This window comes from Vibrio sp. D173a (assembly GCF_030248475.1).
The window spans coordinates 1-16,866 of record NZ_JAHGAH010000176.1; the positions used below are offsets into that span (position 1 = coordinate 1).

The 16,866-nt window shown below is 45.3% G+C and carries 15 protein-coding genes, 14 tRNA genes and 1 rRNA gene; 9 read left to right on the plus strand and 21 right to left on the minus strand.

Annotated features, from left to right (window positions below; all coding sequences use genetic code 11):
- Positions 1 to 107 precede the first annotated feature (107 nt).
- From KIV40_RS17575 to KIV40_RS17590, 4 genes are all read left to right on the plus strand, one after another.
- Positions 108 to 183, plus strand: a tRNA-Thr gene (locus KIV40_RS17575).
- 57 nt (positions 184 to 240) lie between these two features.
- Positions 241 to 357: ribosomal RNA gene (gene rrf, locus KIV40_RS17580) — 5S ribosomal RNA — on the plus strand.
- A gap of 31 nt (positions 358 to 388) precedes the next feature.
- Positions 389 to 465, plus strand: a tRNA-Asp gene (locus tag KIV40_RS17585).
- A 589-nt stretch (positions 466 to 1,054) separates the two neighbouring features.
- A complete protein-coding gene (locus KIV40_RS17590; protein WP_228175550.1) occupies positions 1,055 to 2,491 on the plus strand; it encodes an NAD-dependent succinate-semialdehyde dehydrogenase in 1,437 nt (478 codons plus the stop codon).
- 157 nt (positions 2,492 to 2,648) lie between these two features.
- On the opposite strand, the gene KIV40_RS17595 is transcribed toward KIV40_RS17590, so the two are convergent.
- The 16 genes from KIV40_RS17595 to mutY all read right to left on the minus strand — a co-directional run bounded on the left by KIV40_RS17595 (position 2,649) and on the right by mutY (position 8,755).
- Positions 2,649 to 2,724: transfer RNA gene (locus KIV40_RS17595), tRNA-Asn, on the minus strand.
- A 15-nt stretch (positions 2,725 to 2,739) separates the two neighbouring features.
- A tRNA-Thr gene (locus KIV40_RS17600) sits at positions 2,740 to 2,815 on the minus strand.
- Between the two features lie 40 nt (positions 2,816 to 2,855).
- Positions 2,856 to 2,931 (minus strand) — tRNA-Asn (locus KIV40_RS17605).
- A 21-nt stretch (positions 2,932 to 2,952) separates the two neighbouring features.
- Positions 2,953 to 3,028: transfer RNA gene (locus KIV40_RS17610), tRNA-Thr, on the minus strand.
- A gap of 51 nt (positions 3,029 to 3,079) precedes the next feature.
- Positions 3,080 to 3,155, minus strand: a tRNA-Phe gene (locus KIV40_RS17615).
- A gap of 233 nt (positions 3,156 to 3,388) precedes the next feature.
- Complete coding sequence (locus tag KIV40_RS17620; RefSeq protein WP_228175552.1) at positions 3,389 to 5,014, minus strand: methyl-accepting chemotaxis protein; 1,626 nt, start codon at positions 5,012 to 5,014, stop codon at positions 3,389 to 3,391.
- A 292-nt stretch (positions 5,015 to 5,306) separates the two neighbouring features.
- Positions 5,307 to 5,382: transfer RNA gene (locus tag KIV40_RS17625), tRNA-Asn, on the minus strand.
- Positions 5,383 to 5,424: 42 nt separating this feature from the next.
- Positions 5,425 to 5,500 (minus strand) — tRNA-Phe (locus KIV40_RS17630).
- A gap of 10 nt (positions 5,501 to 5,510) precedes the next feature.
- Positions 5,511 to 5,586, minus strand: a tRNA-Thr gene (locus tag KIV40_RS17635).
- Between the two features lie 70 nt (positions 5,587 to 5,656).
- Positions 5,657 to 5,732: transfer RNA gene (locus KIV40_RS17640), tRNA-Asn, on the minus strand.
- 42 nt (positions 5,733 to 5,774) lie between these two features.
- Positions 5,775 to 5,850, minus strand: a tRNA-Phe gene (locus KIV40_RS17645).
- A 7-nt stretch (positions 5,851 to 5,857) separates the two neighbouring features.
- A tRNA-Thr gene (locus KIV40_RS17650) sits at positions 5,858 to 5,933 on the minus strand.
- 51 nt (positions 5,934 to 5,984) lie between these two features.
- Positions 5,985 to 6,060: transfer RNA gene (locus tag KIV40_RS17655), tRNA-Phe, on the minus strand.
- Between the two features lie 109 nt (positions 6,061 to 6,169).
- Entirely contained in the window at positions 6,170 to 7,300 is a 1,131-nt protein-coding gene (gene mltC, locus KIV40_RS17660; protein WP_038863707.1) for a membrane-bound lytic murein transglycosylase MltC, read from the minus strand.
- Between the two features lie 86 nt (positions 7,301 to 7,386).
- On the minus strand, positions 7,387 to 7,659 hold the full coding sequence (locus tag KIV40_RS17665; RefSeq protein WP_005425792.1) for an oxidative damage protection protein: 273 nt from the start codon (positions 7,657 to 7,659) through the stop codon (positions 7,387 to 7,389).
- A 19-nt stretch (positions 7,660 to 7,678) separates the two neighbouring features.
- A complete protein-coding gene (gene mutY / locus KIV40_RS17670; RefSeq protein WP_134978086.1) occupies positions 7,679 to 8,755 on the minus strand; it encodes an A/G-specific adenine glycosylase in 1,077 nt (358 codons plus the stop codon).
- A gap of 203 nt (positions 8,756 to 8,958) precedes the next feature.
- Between mutY and trmB the strand changes: the two genes are divergently transcribed.
- From trmB to glsB, 3 genes are all read left to right on the plus strand, one after another.
- Positions 8,959 to 9,678, plus strand: a complete 720-nt coding sequence (gene trmB / locus KIV40_RS17675) for a tRNA (guanosine(46)-N7)-methyltransferase TrmB (RefSeq protein WP_012128949.1) — start codon at positions 8,959 to 8,961, stop codon at positions 9,676 to 9,678.
- A gap of 11 nt (positions 9,679 to 9,689) precedes the next feature.
- Positions 9,690 to 10,718, plus strand: a complete 1,029-nt coding sequence (locus tag KIV40_RS17680; protein WP_050914389.1) for a TRM11 family methyltransferase — start codon at positions 9,690 to 9,692, stop codon at positions 10,716 to 10,718.
- Between the two features lie 102 nt (positions 10,719 to 10,820).
- On the plus strand, positions 10,821 to 11,741 hold the full coding sequence (glsB, locus tag KIV40_RS17685) for a glutaminase B (RefSeq protein ID WP_005425799.1): 921 nt from the start codon (positions 10,821 to 10,823) through the stop codon (positions 11,739 to 11,741).
- A gap of 206 nt (positions 11,742 to 11,947) precedes the next feature.
- Here glsB and hemW read toward each other — a convergent pair whose 3' ends face one another.
- From hemW to KIV40_RS17710, 5 genes are all read right to left on the minus strand, one after another.
- Positions 11,948 to 13,120, minus strand: coding sequence for a radical SAM family heme chaperone HemW (gene hemW, locus KIV40_RS17690; RefSeq protein WP_047481889.1), 1,173 nt, complete (start codon positions 13,118 to 13,120; stop codon positions 11,948 to 11,950).
- Between the two features lie 18 nt (positions 13,121 to 13,138).
- Complete coding sequence (locus KIV40_RS17695; protein WP_045371830.1) at positions 13,139 to 13,741, minus strand: XTP/dITP diphosphatase; 603 nt, start codon at positions 13,739 to 13,741, stop codon at positions 13,139 to 13,141.
- A 105-nt stretch (positions 13,742 to 13,846) separates the two neighbouring features.
- Positions 13,847 to 14,278: a DUF4426 domain-containing protein gene (locus KIV40_RS17700; RefSeq protein WP_005425804.1), complete on the minus strand. Its 432-nt coding sequence runs from the start codon at positions 14,276 to 14,278 to the stop codon at positions 13,847 to 13,849.
- Between the two features lie 59 nt (positions 14,279 to 14,337).
- Positions 14,338 to 14,628, minus strand: coding sequence for a DUF167 family protein YggU (gene yggU, locus KIV40_RS17705; protein WP_285350498.1), 291 nt, complete (start codon positions 14,626 to 14,628; stop codon positions 14,338 to 14,340).
- Positions 14,628 to 15,185: a YggT family protein gene (locus KIV40_RS17710; protein WP_285350499.1), complete on the minus strand. Its 558-nt coding sequence runs from the start codon at positions 15,183 to 15,185 to the stop codon at positions 14,628 to 14,630. Before KIV40_RS17710 ends, yggU begins: the two co-directional genes overlap by 1 nt.
- A gap of 393 nt (positions 15,186 to 15,578) precedes the next feature.
- Between KIV40_RS17710 and KIV40_RS17715 the strand changes: the two genes are divergently transcribed.
- Positions 15,579 to 16,343, plus strand: coding sequence for a hypothetical protein (locus KIV40_RS17715; protein ID WP_285350501.1), 765 nt, complete (start codon positions 15,579 to 15,581; stop codon positions 16,341 to 16,343).
- A gap of 131 nt (positions 16,344 to 16,474) precedes the next feature.
- Complete coding sequence (locus KIV40_RS17720) at positions 16,475 to 16,759, plus strand: hypothetical protein (protein ID WP_134978085.1); 285 nt, start codon at positions 16,475 to 16,477, stop codon at positions 16,757 to 16,759.
- The last annotated feature ends 107 nt before the right edge of the window (positions 16,760 to 16,866 follow it).

Here is a 16,866-nt window from a genome sequence, read left to right on the forward strand (position 1 = left end):
CCAGGCTTTAAATTTAGTTTTTGCCTTTTTAAGAAGGTGAAGACAAAAATTAAGAGAGCCCGTTTGAAAAAGCGGGCTTTTTTAGTCCTCACGGACACAGATAATGTGCTGATATGGCTCAGTCGGTAGAGCGCATCCTTGGTAAGGATGAGGTCCCCAGTTCGATTCTGGGTATCAGCACCATTTACTGTTTGTTTTACGCTTTAAGTTAAAGCTTAAAACAAAACGTAAAGAATTTTGCTTGGCGACCATAGCGCTTTGGACCCACCTGATTTCCATTCCGAACTCAGAAGTGAAACGAAGTAGCGTCGATGGTAGTGTGGGGCTTCCCCATGTGAGAGTAGAACATCGCCAGGTTCTTATTTAGACTCCAGAGTCTAACCAGTGCGGAGCGGTAGTTCAGTTGGTTAGAATACCGGCCTGTCACGCCGGGGGTCGCGGGTTCGAGTCCCGTCCGCTCCGCCACTTATTTAGAAACCCAGTCTTCGGACTGGGTTTTGTCGTTTTTGAGCATAATAATTTCCCTTTCAGGGAATGAGTCCCGGTTGCCCGCAACCCCGAACTAGGCGTCCCCGCCGACTAGCCACTTATTCCAGACCTCAGCAGAAATGCTGGGGTCTTTTCGTATTGGCGATATTATTTTGGTCTACGACCAATGAGTCCCGCTCGTGTGCGAGTCCAATTGCGTGCAAGCCCAGCCACTCCGCCACTTATTTAAAAACCCAGTCTTCGGACTGGTTTTTGTCGTTTTAGAGAACATGATTTTCTCTTGTTGGAAATTAAGTCTCACAAGGCTTTGTCTGTAGTCTACAAGCTTAACCATTTATTCAGATAAGGCTCTGTATACGCATTCCAGCCTTTTGAACAGCTACTCTGTCATTTTGGTTACCTTCTTCAATAGTAGCTATCTCAGTTGGCGTTCTCTTATCTGCGTCACCAGTTAACCCAACTGGGTCATAACTTCTCATATTTACGCTGAAGAAAACTTTGTTTGCTTTACTCTTATTTGTCAGAAGGATTAACCTAGTAAAGGTTCTTTTGGGAGTAAAACCTAATGATGCAGCAGATACAAAGTGAAACGCTAAGAGTCTTATTCGAAAACCTTTCTTCTCAAGATGGGATTGCCGTTATTAATCCTGCGACTGAGCAAGAACTGATTCGCTTAAAGCCTAGCTCTTTGGATGAGTTAGACGTGCAAATAGAAGCGTGTAAATCGGCTCAGGTCGAGTGGGCAAAACTCAGCGCTAAAGCACGCTCCGCTTCCTTGAAAAAGTGGTTCCAATTGCTTGTAGAGCATACGGAAGACATCGCGAACATCATTACCTTAGAACAAGGTAAACCCCTTACTGAAAGCCGTGGAGAAGTCGCATACGGCGCATCTTTTGTTGAATGGTTCGCAGAGGAGGCTAAGCGTGCCTATGGCGAGGTTATTCCTGCTCCTGCTATAGATAGACGCCTCTCTACCATCAAACAGCCTATCGGCGTGTGTGCGGCGATTACGCCATGGAACTTTCCTATTGCAATGATCACTCGAAAAGCGGCGCCTGCTTTGGCTGCGGGGTGTGGGATGATCATTAAACCTTCTGAATTAACGCCTTTGACTGCTCTGGCCGTGGTGGAGCTTGCTCATCAGGCTGGTATTCCTAAAGCTCTATTGTCTACAGTTGTTTCTGAACAAGCCGCAGAGTTTGGTGTCGTTTTGAGTACCGATCCTCGTATTAAGAAGATCTCTTTCACTGGTTCTACACGTGTCGGTAAGATCTTAATGAAGCAGGCCAGTGATACGGTTAAAGCCGCTTCTATGGAATTGGGTGGTAACGCACCTTTTATTGTTTTTGACGATGCAGATTTAGATGCAGCAGCGAATGGCTTAATAGCCTCTAAATTCCGTAATGCCGGACAAACCTGTGTGTGTACCAACCGCTTGTATGTGCATCAGAGCGTAAAAGAGGCGTTCTTAGCTAAGCTTCTGGATAAAGCCGCGGGCCTGACGGTCGGTAATGGCCTTGAGGAAAATACAACTCTTGGTCCTGTTATCACAATGGCTTCTAAGCATCGTCTAGAGGCAGTGGTTGATCAGGCAGTACAAGAAGGGGCAACAATGATTAACCAGCCTAAAAAACGCTCTGGGCGCTTTATGGAGCCTATTATCTTAGATAATGTGGAACAGAGTATGGCGATCGTGCAGCAAGAGCTGTTTGGCCCGGTTCTGCCAGTCATTAGTTTTGATGACGATGAACAAGTGCTCTCGATGGCGAATGACACTGAATATGGGTTAGCTTGCTACTTCTATACTGACAGTTTGAAGCGCATCATCAAATTTAGTGAAGGTTTGGAATACGGCATGGTAGGGGTAAACGAAGGGATTATCTCTACAGAAGTAGCGCCATTTGGTGGGATCAAAGAATCTGGCATTGGTCGTGAAGGTGCGAAGCAAGGTATGGATGAGTATCTAGAGACTAAGTACATCTGCCTTGGAGGGTTGAGCTAGCCTTCTGTCTAGTTACTCACTGATACGATACAAAATAGAAAGCTAGGTATATCACCTGGCTTTTTTGTTGATTGAGATAAAGTTGGATGAAGAGGGGAGCTGCGAGTTTTCTTCAGATGCAAAAAAGCCGCATCAAGTGATGCGGCTTTTTCTAATATGGCTCCTCCTACTGGACTTGAACCAGTGACCTGCGGATTAACAGTCCGTCGCTCTACCAACTGAGCTAAGGAGGAACAAATTTTAATAAGTGGTGCCGACTACCGGAATCGAACTGGTGACCTACTGATTACAAGTCAGTTGCTCTACCTACTGAGCTAAGTCGGCACATTTTCGTTAATAAGTAATCGACTTACTAACTGAAAGATGGCTCCTCCTACTGGACTTGAACCAGTGACCTGCGGATTAACAGTCCGTCGCTCTACCAACTGAGCTAAGGAGGAATTATCTTGTTTAAGAATAAATGGTGCCGACTACCGGAATCGAACTGGTGACCTACTGATTACAAGTCAGTTGCTCTACCTACTGAGCTAAGTCGGCGTACCGTTATTCTTTCTATTGTTCGTGTTAGACACCAACAATTTTAAATTGTGGTGCCCGGAGGCGGAATCGAACCACCGACACGAGGATTTTCAATCCTCTGCTCTACCGACTGAGCTATCCGGGCGACGAGGTGTATTAAAAGGCTTTTCGGCTTTCAGGTCAACAATAAAATTAAAATAAAATATCGTTTGATGAATTTGTGCTCGGAGTGGGCTGTTTTTATGCATTTTGAGCAGCAATGCGCCATGTTTTAAGCGCTGTTTTAATAATGATAGGGTGCTCACCTTCAGAATAAAGGCGATAAAAACAAAAAAGCACGTCTGAAAACGTGCTTTTTATTGAACAATTGACTTTAAACTAGTGCTTTACTGAGAACTTGTTCACCCAACCTTCAAGTTCATCCGCTAAAGATGCCAATGTTTGCGTGCTTGATTGACTCTCTGTTACTACCGCATTTAGCTGACTACCACTTTCTTCAATCAGGTTAATGCGGTGTGCAATGTCATCACTCACTTGCGTTTGTTCCGCTGCAGCCGTAGCAATTTGCTGACTCATGGCTGTAATAGACTCTAGAGCTGTAACTATTTGTTGTAGCGCTTCTGAGGCGTTCATAGACTCAGTTACCGTGCTTTCACTGGTTTCGGCACAGATTTCCATTGTATGGATAGCATTGCGCGAACCTTCTTGAAGGTTAGAGATCATCTGTTGAATCTCTTTTGTGCTGTCTTGTGTTCGTCCTGCTAGGTTTCGCACCTCATCTGCTACTACCGCAAAGCCTCGACCTTGTTCACCTGCACGAGCTGCTTCAATGGCGGCATTCAACGCCAGTAGGTTAGTTTGCTCAGCAATATCGCCGATTACGTCGAGAACTTTCACGATGCTATTTACATCTTGGTCAAGATCCGCAACCGCTTTGCTGGCCGTATTTAGCTGAGTAGCCAAGCCTTGAATATTATCTACCGTACTATGGATCAATGATTGCGTGTGTTGGCTTTGTTTGTCTGCTTCATCGGTGTTATGTGCAGTGTCACTTGCCGAGCTTGCAACATGGTTAGCTGAAGAAGCCATTTCTGTCATCGCTGTTGCGATCATTGCCGTCGACTGCTGCTGAGAGATGGTTAGATCAGCGATCGAATTAGAGCGAGACTCTACGGCTGATAGCTCTGAACGTAATGCGTGCATTGATTCGTCTAGGTTCGTTACCATCTTAGCCAGAGATTGACTCATCTCTTGCACTGCGCCATAGATGCTGTCTTTAGGGGCTGTGTGTTCAAAGCTGGCTTGGATATCTCCCTGAGCAACGGCTTGAACCGCTTCACGTACGTCATTTGGCTCGCCGCCGAGTAGATTAAGCATCTTACGGATAGAGATAATTAGGCCGCCTAGAATCGCGCCTGCAATCGCTAAACACAGTGCCAGCTGCCATTGCGCCGTTGACCAGAAGCGAGCATTGACTTCATTAAACCCGATACCAGTGCCTACCACCCAGTTCCAATGTGGTGTTTTCTCTGCGATAGAGTGCTTTTCTTCGACCGTTCCATCTGGTTGTTTCTGTGTCCAGGTGTATTCAACGATTTGACCTGTCTTACGGCCCAGTACATCCAAAATCAATTGGCCGACACTGTTGCCATCACCATCGCGGAAATCGTGGAAGCTGGTACCGTGCAGTTGCGGATCAAGTGGTGCCGCCACGAAAATCATGTTCTCGTCTGCAACATAAACGTATTCGTTGTCTTTGTAGATATTGTTACGAAGTAGGCGGGTCGCCAGCGCTTTGGCTTCATCTTCTGGCATCTTGCCTTCCACGGCCATTTGTTCAACTTCAGTCAGAATGCTGTAGGCACTCTTAAATAGCTCAGTAACTCGAGCTTTGTTATCAAGATTACTTGCTACGCGCAGTGTCCATAGACCTGTCGCGGTTAGAGCAAGCAGGGCAACCAATATGATTGCAGATAATAAATAGGCTTGAGTTTTTAATTTCATAGTTAGCTCACAAGGCGTGTTACGTACTATGCAATTCATGGCTTATTAGGGGGCGTAATAATAAATTCATCATATTGAACTTGTATACAAGCGCCTATGCGGTCGTGCTGAAACTATGATTTAGATTAAATTTTTAGCGTGAAATAAGTGTTTTTTATCAATGGTGTCTGAGTTTATAACGAAGTTTCGAGAGGGGATTGATGGTAAAGGAAGGGAGGGAAGTGAAAGTAGAGGGGGATTTTAGAATTGCAGATAAGAAAAAAGCCAAGTCCGAAGACTTGGCTTTCAAAGTTGGCTCCTCCTACTGGACTTGAACCAGTGACCTGCGGATTAACAGTCCGTCGCTCTACCAACTGAGCTAAGGAGGAACTATTCTGTTTGTGTCTTGCTTTAAGCAAGCGCACCAAATATGGTGCCTCGAGGCGGAATCGAACCACCGACACGAGGATTTTCAATCCTCTGCTCTACCGACTGAGCTATCGAGGCAAAAGAAGAATGGTGCCGACTACCGGAATCGAACTGGTGACCTACTGATTACAAGTCAGTTGCTCTACCTACTGAGCTAAGTCGGCGTACCGTTTTCTTTTTTGAAGAGTAAACTCTTCTTTTTTTAGAATCTCATTTACATGAAACTCTAGAAGTTGGCTCCTCCTACTGGACTTGAACCAGTGACCTGCGGATTAACAGTCCGTCGCTCTACCAACTGAGCTAAGGAGGAACTATTCTGTTTGTGTCTTGCTTTAAGCAAGTGCACCAAATGTGGTGCCTCGAGGCGGAATCGAACCACCGACACGAGGATTTTCAATCCTCTGCTCTACCGACTGAGCTATCGAGGCAAAAGAATGGTGCCGACTACCGGAATCGAACTGGTGACCTACTGATTACAAGTCAGTTGCTCTACCTACTGAGCTAAGTCGGCGTACCGTTTTCTTTTTAACTGTTCGTGCTAAGCACCAACAATTTTAAATTGTGGTGCCCGGAGGCGGAATCGAACCACCGACACGAGGATTTTCAATCCTCTGCTCTACCGACTGAGCTATCCGGGCGACGGAGCGCTATTAAACGGATTTTCCTGCTTTGCGTCAACCACTTTTTTTAAATAATTTCAAAAAAGTGGTTGTTCGAACGCTTTTTATTCAACTGTCGGAAAAAAGTTTACCCTGCGTTAAATTCCTTTTTGAAATTTGTAACTTTTTCTAGGTAACGACGTGCTTCTGCGTTCGGGTGTTTCTTGGTTAGTGCCCAATAAACTTGGTTTGGCTGTAAAGAATTTAAATCTTGCATCGCACGTTTGCGATCAGTTCGATGGAAAGTGTTTAAAACACCACCAGTTCCGCCGTTGTAAGCAGAAATCATGCTGTACTCCAACGAAGTTGGGTGCTGTACATCTTTCAAATAACGGTTTTTAAGGATGTAGAAGTAAGCCGTTCCAGTATCAATGTTGTTTTCTGGATTAAACAAATATTCAGGGCTTGGTTGCCCAGAACGGTTCTTCACCAGCTTGAATACATCACGGCCAGCTGTTTTCGGCACAACCTGCATCAATCCATACGCATTAGCCCAGCTTACTGCGTACGGGTTAAAGCTACTTTCGGTTTTGATGATGGCGTAAATCAAATCTTCAGGGATGTCGTATTTCTTCGAGGCACGACGCACAATGTCTGCGTATTGGTAACTACGCTGTGAGAAGTGGTCTTCTACCATTGGGATTTCAACGTAATACGCTTTCTTAAAGTCGACATCTTTGGTTTTTACTTGATTAGCAATCAAGTAATCGGCAAAGCGATTCGCGCGCCATGACCATTGAATGGGCTTTTTGTCTTGGTCGACAACTTGATTGTAAAGAAAGGGCTGACCTTCCAATTTGATCTCTTTAGAAGAGAACAAGTCGACACTCGCCGGATCATCTGGCGTTAAAAGTGTGGTGATAATGGCGTTCTTAAGGTGTTTTTGTGGCTCTGTTGGAGAAACCGTTTCGATGGTAATCACACCTTTTTGGAAGTCGACTTCTGCACGACTCAAGTAGTTATCGATGTATTTTACGTAATTGCTTTTACCTGCGACTTTCACTTCACGTTGGCCCCAGCGCTTTTTAATGTTGCCAGAGAAGCTGCTGATCAGTGCATCGAGAGCATCGGTGTCTTTTTCAAACTGTCCCGGCAGTTCTGCTAGGTTGTTGGCAAAACGGTTGGTTGGCTCGTAATTGACATCGTAAATTTGCTCGACGAATTCGCGGCTACAACCTGCCATTAAGAGTGCGGTAGCAATAAAGGCAATTTTTTTCATAACTATTGAGATGGCTTTGTGGGCTCTAATATAAAAATGACACCACAAGGTTGGTTGTGATGTCATTGTTTTAAAACAAGTTTGCTTTATTCGCTTGGTGGCGTGTAGCCTTCGATGTGAACATCTTTACCTTCGAACAAGAAATTCACCATTTCAGTCTCAAGTTGTTTGCGATGTTCAGGATCCATCATGTTGAGCTTCTTCTCGTTGATCAACATAGTTTGTTTGTGCTGCCACTGAGCCCAAGCTTCTTTCGAGATATTATCGAAAATACGTTTACCTAGTTCACCTGGGTAAAGTTGAAAGTCTAGACCTTCGCCCTCTTTCTTTAGTCGAGCACAAAAAACAGTGCGGCTCATAATGACTCCTTGCAATTAATTAACGAAGCTCGTGGGGTAGCGCTTCCAGTAAGAGTTTTACTGGGGCTGCCAAACCGACTTCTTCAGGTTTAGATAAGTTATACCAAAGACCTTTGTTACCTTCCATCACCACATTGGGTTGCTTTGACAGGTCAATCAAAATCGGTGTGATATCGAGATGGTAATGGCTGAATGTATGACGAAACGTAATCAGAGTTTCTTGGTGTCTAATATCGTTGGCTGGAATACCACGTTGTTCCAGTAGTAACTCAATATCGCTCTCTACATCAATATGCTCGGTTTGCGGGAAGCAAAATAGCCCGCCCCAAATACCTGTCTGCGGCCTTTGTTCTAGCCACACTTCGTGACTATCACCATTTTTGTGGTGCAGCATAACGAAACGTGTCTGCTTAACCGGCTTGTCTTTTTTCGGCTTCTTACCCGGGTAATCAAGCACATTACCTTGTTTCTTTGCTACACAAAGTTCGTTGACCGGACACAAGGTGCATTTAGGCTTACTGCGGGTACACATCATGGCACCCATATCCATCATGGCTTGATTGTATTTGTCGACGTCTGTTTGTGGCGTGTGCGTTTCAGCGATTTCCCACAATTGATTTTCGACTTTCTTTTGTCCCGGCCATCCATCCACGGCAAAACAGCGTGAAAGTGTGCGCTTTACGTTGCCGTCTAATATCGCATGTGGCTGTTTATAGACAGACGAAAGAACCGCAGCGGCGGTGGAGCGACCAATCCCCGGTAGGGCATTCATCTGCTCTAGGTCTAGAGGAAACTCACCATTGTATTTATGGGCGACCTCTTTTGCGGCTTTATGAAGGTTACGAGCACGAGCGTAATAACCTAAGCCGGTCCAAAGGTGCAGCACTTCATCTTGCTCAGCATTGGCAAGATCGACCACGGTCGGGAAACGCTCCAAAAAGCGTTGGTAATAAGGGATAACCGTAGTGACCTGAGTTTGCTGAAGCATGATTTCAGACAACCAGACACTATAAGCGGTCTTGTTTTGTTGCCACGGAAGATCTTTTCTTCCATATGCGTCATACCATTCTAAGATGGCACTGGCGAAAGGTGTCACGACTTGCTCTGTATTCTATTATTGGTTAGGAGCAAAATTGCACCACAGATTGTGGTGTAAGTACAACAGATAAACTGTGGGGATATTGTGTCTGGTTTGTTTGCTTTTGGGCTGCCATAGTCCGATAGCTCAACAAATACTTGCACCTAAGTGAATTCTTTGGATAATCCCCGCTTTGATTAATCAATGTGCAGGCAAAATCAATGAGTGAAGTAACCACTAACGAATACAACGAAGACGGTAAAATGATCCGTAAAATCCGCAGTTTCGTGCGTCGCGAAGGTCGTCTAACTAAGGGCCAAGAAAATGCGATGAACGAGTGCTGGCCAACAATGGGTATCGACTACAAAGCTGAACTTCTTGATTGGAAAGAAGTGTTTGGCAACGATAACCCAGTAGTGCTTGAAATCGGCTTTGGTATGGGTGCTTCATTGGTTGAAATGGCAAAGAACGCGCCAGAGAAAAACTTCATCGGTATCGAAGTGCATAGTCCAGGCGTTGGTGCTTGTCTTGCAGATGCTCGCGAAGCCGGTATCACTAACCTACGTGTAATGTGTCACGATGCTGTAGAAGTATTCGAACACATGATCCCAAATGGTAGCCTAGCAACGCTACAACTGTTCTTCCCAGACCCATGGCACAAAAAGCGTCACCACAAGCGTCGTATCGTACAGCTTGAGTTCGCTGAAATGGTTCGTCAGAAGCTTATCCTTAATGAAGGTATCTTCCACATGGCGACAGACTGGGAAAACTACGCTGAGCACATGATTGAAATCATGAACCAAGCACCTGGTTTCGACAACATCGCTGAAGAAGGCGACTTCATTCCTCGTCCAGAAGAGCGTCCACTGACTAAATTTGAAGCTCGCGGTCACCGTCTAGGTCACGGTGTGTGGGATATCAAATTCAAGCGTACTGCTTAAGGAGCCAGTAGATGTACCACTACGCGATATTAGCGAATCCGGGTCATAACCGTATTTACTTTGATAGCGCAATGACGATTGCATGTTCTGAGCTGAAAGCGATTTTGGCGTCGGAAGGTGTTGAAGTAACCGAAATTGGCAACAAAGACGTGGGTCTACCTGCTGCACTTGTGTTCTCTTGCGAAACCGAACTAAGTGAAGCACAGGCAGGCAAGATTGCTGCGTCATCTATCTACTACGCGCTATTTGAAGTGCGTGAAGATGGCTTATTACGTCCAATTCAGGCGCCTGCATTCAATACTTTCCCTGAGAGCATGAGTCAGATCCTGCGTTACACAGGTAAAACAAACGAGCAGTTTACGCGTTTGATGGTGAACCTAGGCGTCAGTGCTGCCAACACGGGCAGTGCGCATTTGACGCTGATGGATCCTATGTGTGGTAAAGGTACAACACTGTTTGAAGGTTTGATCCACGGCTTGAATGTTGTGGGTGTGGAGATCAACCAGAAATGGGTTCAAGAGATCCAAACCTTCATCGTTAAGTTCATGAAGAACGGTCGCTTTAAGCACAAAGTGAGCAAAGAAAAGCGCACTTCTGGTGGTAAAAAAGTGGCAGATGGCTTCGTGGTTGAGGCAGCAGCAGACAAAGACGATTACAACAAAGGTAATCTTCAAACAATGAAGCTGTACTCAGCAGATACGCGTATTGCAGACCAAGTTGTGAAGAAGAACTCGGTAGATGTGATGGTGTCTGACTTGCCTTACGGCGTGCAGCACGGCAGCAAAAATGCCAAAGACAGCAAACTGAACCGCAGCCCACTGGAGCTTCTAAAAGAGGCTCTGCCTGCATGGAAAGTGGTGCTGAAGAAGCAAGGTTCTGTGGTGCTGTCTTTTAACGAATTCACCTTGAAGTGGAAAGACGTGGCGGCATTATTTGAAGAGCAAGGGTGGAAGGTACTTTCAGAAGAGCCTTACATCGGTTATCTTCACCGTGTTGATCAATCCATCAACCGCAACATCATTGTGGCAATAAAACCATAATCGACTTGAGTCGAATAAATTCCATGGAAAAGCCAACGTCCGCGTTGGCTTTTTTTACCTCTGAACTCAGCTATTTGGGTTCTTGTGACAAGAAGGTAGAAGATGAAACCTACAGCGCAAATTTTGACAGACATTCTAGCGGAAGTTCGCCCTTTAATTGGTCAAGGCAAAGTCGCCGACTACATTCCCGCATTGGCAAAAGTACCCAATACCAAACTGGGTATCGCGGTATACACCAATGAAGGTGAAGTGATTAAAGCGGGCGATGCAGAGGAGTCGTTTTCGATTCAGTCGATCTCAAAAGCGTTGAGCCTGACTCTGGCTATGTGTTTGTACAAGCAAGAAGAGATCTGGTGTCGTGTAGGTAAAGAGCCTTCTGGTCAGGCGTTTAACTCGATGATCCAGTTAGAGATGGAGCAGGGCATTCCACGTAACCCGTTCATTAACGCCGGTGCTATTGTGGTCGCTGATTTGCTGCAAAGCCGTCTCTCTGCGCCGCGTCAGCGTCTATTGGAATTTGCTCGTCAGCTATCTGGTGACACTCATATTGTGTACGACAAAGTGGTTGCCGCGTCTGAAATGATGCATGGCGACCGCAACGCTGCGATTGCATACTTGATGCGTTCATTTGGTAACTTCGAGAACGAGGTTATCCCAGTTCTGCAAAACTACTTCCATGCGTGTGCATTGAAGATGAGCTGTGTTGATCTCGCAAAGACCTTTAGCTACTTAGCCAATAAAGGCACGTCGGTGCAAACGGGTAAGCCTGTGGTATCACCAACGCAAACCAAGCAGTTGAATGCATTGCTAGCAACTTGTGGTTTGTACGATGGTGCCGGTGAATTTGCTTACCGCGTTGGTATGCCGGGTAAATCAGGTGTTGGTGGTGGCATCATCGCTGTCGTACCGGGTGAAATGACGATTGCTGTTTGGTCACCAGAGCTTGATGCATCTGGTAACTCACTCGCTGGTACTAAAGCGCTTGAGTTACTTGCTGAGCGTATTGGTCGTTCGATTTTTTAAAAGCGCTTTGCACTTGGATATGGGAACGGACTTCGTCCTTGTGGATTCGGGACTTAGGAACGCTTCGCTTTAGATAAGTGTTGTTATGAATAAAAGAAAGGGTTGGCGTTTGAGCGCCAACCCTTTTTGTTTCTGCCTAGGTAAATGTAGTTATACATTCTGTTTCTCGAAGGCCCCAGTCCGTTCCCGAATCTCGATTCCCTTTCTTATTCCTCTTCCGCCATAAAGGCTTCAAGCAAGTCATTGAGGAACAGCTTACCTTTCTCGGTAATTTGCCAGTGAGTCTCTGTTTCACTCAGGTAACCCATTTCAAGCGCCCAATCGATAGTCTCTTGAATTGAGCTCAACGGCAGACCTGTTGTATCGATGTAGTCTTGTTTCGGGCACGCCTCCATTAAGCGGAAACGGTTCATAAAGAACTCAAACGGGCGATCTTCATCAGCCACAAGCTGTTCACTATCCAAGTACGGCTTCACCATGTTTTGGTATGCCATCAGATAGCCACGCGGGTGTTTGACCTTAGTGGTACGAACGATGCGACCATCAGCAAAGCTCAGCTTACCGTGTGAGCCACAACCAATGCCAAGGTAATCACCAAAGCGCCAGTAGTTCAGGTTGTGCTGACACTGATAGCCCGGCTTGCTGTAACCAGAAATCTCGTACTGAACGTAACCTGCTGCTGCCAGCTTCTCATGTCCTTGTTCGAAGATATCCCACAAGTCATCGTCATCTGGCAGAGTCGGTGGCTTGTAATAGAACATGGTGTTTGGTTCTATGGTCAGCTGATACCAAGAGAGGTGCGGCGGCGCCAACTCAATCGCTTTATCCAAATCTGCCAAGGCTTGTTCGATGCTTTGATCAGGTAAACCGTGCATGAGATCGAGGTTAAAGCTATTCAAACCTATTTGGTGCGCTAGCTTAGCAGCATTGACGGCTTCGTGTTGACCGTGAATACGCCCCAAGCGCTCAAGCTTCTGTTGCTCAAAGCTCTGCACGCCGATAGAGATACGCGTTACACCAGCCTTGCGGTAGCCAACAAAACGCTCAGCTTCAATGGTTCCTGGGTTAGCTTCCATGGTGATTTCGATTTCAGGCTTGAACGGAATACGCGCTTCAATACCTTTAAGTAGACGCTCGATGCCTTCTGCCGAAATCAAACTCGGCGTACCACCACCAATGAAGATTGAATGCAGTGGACGTGGCGCTTCGTTAAGACGGTATTTCTCAATGTCGGTATCCAAATCTTCAAGAAGGGCATTGATGTACTCTTCTTCTGGGATCTCGGCTTTGAGCGCGTGAGAGTTAAAGTCGCAATATGGGCACTTTTGTACACACCACGGGATGTGTACATACAAGCTTAGTGCTGGGGGCGTTAACATGGTCTAATTCGCTCGTGATTACTGAGACACTTGCTCAGACAGTTGAGCAAACAACGATTTGAGCGCTTTACCACGGTGAGACAGTTGCTTCTTACGTGCTGGCTCAAGTTCGGCAGACGCGCAGTTGTCTTCAGGAACGAAGAAGATTGGGTCGTAGCCAAAGCCATTTTCACCATGTGCTTCGGTTAGAATACGACCTTCCCACTTACCGTGACAAACGATAGGGGTTGGATCGTTCTCGTGACGCATCAAAACCAATACGCAGTGGAAGCGAGCGGTGCGATCTGCTTCTGGTACGCCTTCCATTGCTTTAAGCAGTTTCTCTAGGTTCTCTTGGTCAGAGGCTTTTTCACCCGCGTAACGTGCAGAGTAAATGCCCGGAGCGCCTTTCAAGAAATCGACTTCTAAGCCTGAGTCGTCCGCAATCGCAGGAAGCCCCGTTTCTTGTGCTGCATGGCGAGCTTTGATGATCGCGTTTTCGATGAAAGTCGTGCCAGTTTCTGCTACTTCAGATACGTTGAATTCACTTTGCGCTAATACTTCAAAACCGAAGTCAGACAGCAGATCTGCCATCTCACGAACTTTGCCTTGGTTGCCTGTTGCTAGCACTATCTTTTTCATGGTCGTCTCTTTCTGTAGCGATAAAGGGAGAACGCAGTGTTCTCCCTGATTAAATTGGTTCTAGGGTTATGATGTTCTAAAAGCTTTTAGATCATCACAACCCAATTACTCTTCGACATAAAATTTCTGGGTGAATTTAAGCTTACCTGAGCCTTTGTTTCCAGCTTTAACGTCAATATCGAAGGTAAAAGTTTCTTCGTTAGTGATACCGAGCTCTGCTAGGTAGTAAATCGCATCGCCTTCTTTCACTTCACGGAAGGTGAGCTTTTGCGTTTGACCGATAAGGTTCTTCGCCTGACCACTGATTTTAGCTTCAACGGCTGGCTTACCCAGAGAGGCACTATCGAGCACGCTGATGTTCAGTACTGCATTGTAGCCATTACGCTTGATGTCGTAGCTACGGGCGATCTTGGGAGTTAAAAAGGTTGAGTTAAACGCGATGTAGTGGACCTCGATGTCTTTCATGGTTTTGAACTGACCTGCCATGCTTGGTAAAGACAACAGGCTGATCAGTAGGGCGGTAATCCATTTGCTCATTATCACTTCCTCGAATCGGACGCTTTATTATTGGTACGAATTTCGTAAATAAAAAGCCATCAAATGATGGCTTTAATTTCTGTAGGTATTTGCACTGGGGATTCTATCCGAATTTGTTTATGACGTCCCAGTTCACCTTTTTCTATGTGAACCAAACCTTTAGCAACTTTAAATTGTTTGGCTAAACACTTGGTTAAGTGCGCATTCGCTTTACCATCGACAGGCGGCGCGGTGATGGCAATTTTGAGCTCTTCACCATGCAAGCCGACGATCTTGTCGCGGCTTGCTTTTGGTTGGATGTAGAGCCGAAGCACCACATCCTCGCCATCATGCCAAACTGCTTCTGACATTATAGTTGATACCATATAGGACCAATCATGTCGCCCATTAGGAAGTTAGCGAATTGTAGGCCGATGAACAACACAAGCACGCTTAAATCGAAGCCACCCATTGCAGGGATGATGCGGCGGATTGGTGCTAGCATTGGTTCAGTTAGTTGATGGAATACGTATTCGATAGGGCTGCGACCTTGGCTAACCCAGCTCAGGATTGCGCGGATCAGTAGTACCCAGAACAACAAGCCGCCAGCGGCTTTAATCAAAGACAATAAGCCTAGGAATAGGAAGTCCATGCTAAATGACACCGAACCGCTAGAAGCGATCAGGAGCAGCGCAACAAACTTAAGCACACACAGTACGTAAGCGAACAATACCGTCGCTAGGTCGATGCTGCCGATGGATGGGATCACGCGGCGCAGTGGACCCACAACCGGTTGGGTTGCTTTGACGATAAACTGCGAGAATGGGTTGTAGAAATCTGCACGTGCAGCCTGCAACCAAATACGCAAAATGACGACCATGATGTAGAGGTCAAATAGGGTTGAGATTAGAAAACTCATTGAATTCATAAGGTACCCTTAACAAGTAAAAAAACGACGCACCTTAGCTGTGCCGTTCAGACAATTAAACAGTTCTTTATTTGAATACGAAAAATCTTTATGGCAGCGATTTAACCGCACCTTGAGAAAAAGTGCTAGTGCTTACCCCAAAAATGTGGCGGTACGTTGCTCCCTTTCTGTTTGCTTAGGGATGTTTTCTAAGCATGGTGAGGGGGAGGATTTTATACATCTATCGCAAGCTTATATGTAACTAGTTTCAATCTTAAGATTACTGATATTAATTAGATGATGAGGGTGTGTAAGCTGAGGCGTGATTATGCTAATTCATGGGTATCATTCGTTCTGATACTTCAGAGCTACTAGGTTTATCATCATTCAACAGGGTGCACACAAGGAAGAAATATGACTCAAGCAATGGTAAAAGATAAAAAACTGGCCTCAGCACTTAAAGAAAAGCACCAAATTCTTTACTTATTATCTGCTGAGCAACTTGCAGACTTGCATGACCAAATGAATTTAGCTAATGCTAGATCCGGAGCTGGATATGCGTCTTCAATATTAGACTTTAAAACGTTGAGTCAAATGGCTCGAGATCTGGGAATTAAAGGGCGTATTTTTGAAAAGGTTATTGCTGGAGAGAAGTATGTCCTCTTTAACGGAAAATTGGGCTTTAAAAGCATTTTTACTAAAACAGCTTCAAATACGCAAGTTGTAGATATGGCACTAGGAAAGGCATCTGCAATAGCTAGTAGTGTTCGCAGTGGTGCTAGGCTTACCATATTCCTGAGTGTACCAATAATTATCCTTCAACACATCTTAAAGGATAGAGTTTTACTGACAGATCTCGTCGCGGATTTATCTATAACTATCGTTAAAGTTGGAGTAAGTAGTATTGTAGCTGCCGTGGCTGCAACTATAGTAGGGACTATCACAACTATTGCAGCAGCGCCCTTAGCAGTTGCAATATTTGTGGGGTTAGCTGTTGGGTATAGTTTAGATAAGTTAGATGAGGCCTTGTCAATAACCGATAAAATGAGTCTGATTTTGAGCGAGATTGAAGATGCGACTTTGGGGGAGTTCTCTAGAGGGCTATGGGAACTTGAGCGCACTTTACGTTGGCAAATTATGAACTCCCCAACTCCTGGAAAAGGAATTTTCTACCCATGAATTATGTGTTGAATCATCTCTTATTCTCTTTATTGCTAGTCTCTTTTGGAGTTCATTCGAATTCTCTTTCGCAGAATACCATAAGCTGTACCTTAGTCGATAATGGCTACTATTCAAGCAATTCGGTAATCTTGAAGACTAAAAAAGTCAACTTTAGTAACGAAAATGTGGCAGGTCGGATTTACGAGAGTGAATATATGATTGTCATTGCAAGCGTGGCCACTATTACAAAGGTTGATAATAAAGACTCTTGGATCAGTACATTTCAGCTCAATATTAATAAGTCAGGTGAGAATATAAGTGTGAGGAGCACACCAAGAGCTAATGAGGCTGAGGATATGGAGGTTTATTTGTCGTTAGAAAATGAAAGTGGGGGGGAGCTGATTTTTGATTGCGGATCAGAGCCAGGAGGTTGAGAATCAAACACATATGAGCCTTCTGCCTGTCAATAGGCAATAACATCCTATTGGCTGCGTGAGCAGCCAATGCTCTTCGAACAACAAAGTTATCTACTTCGCTTTGT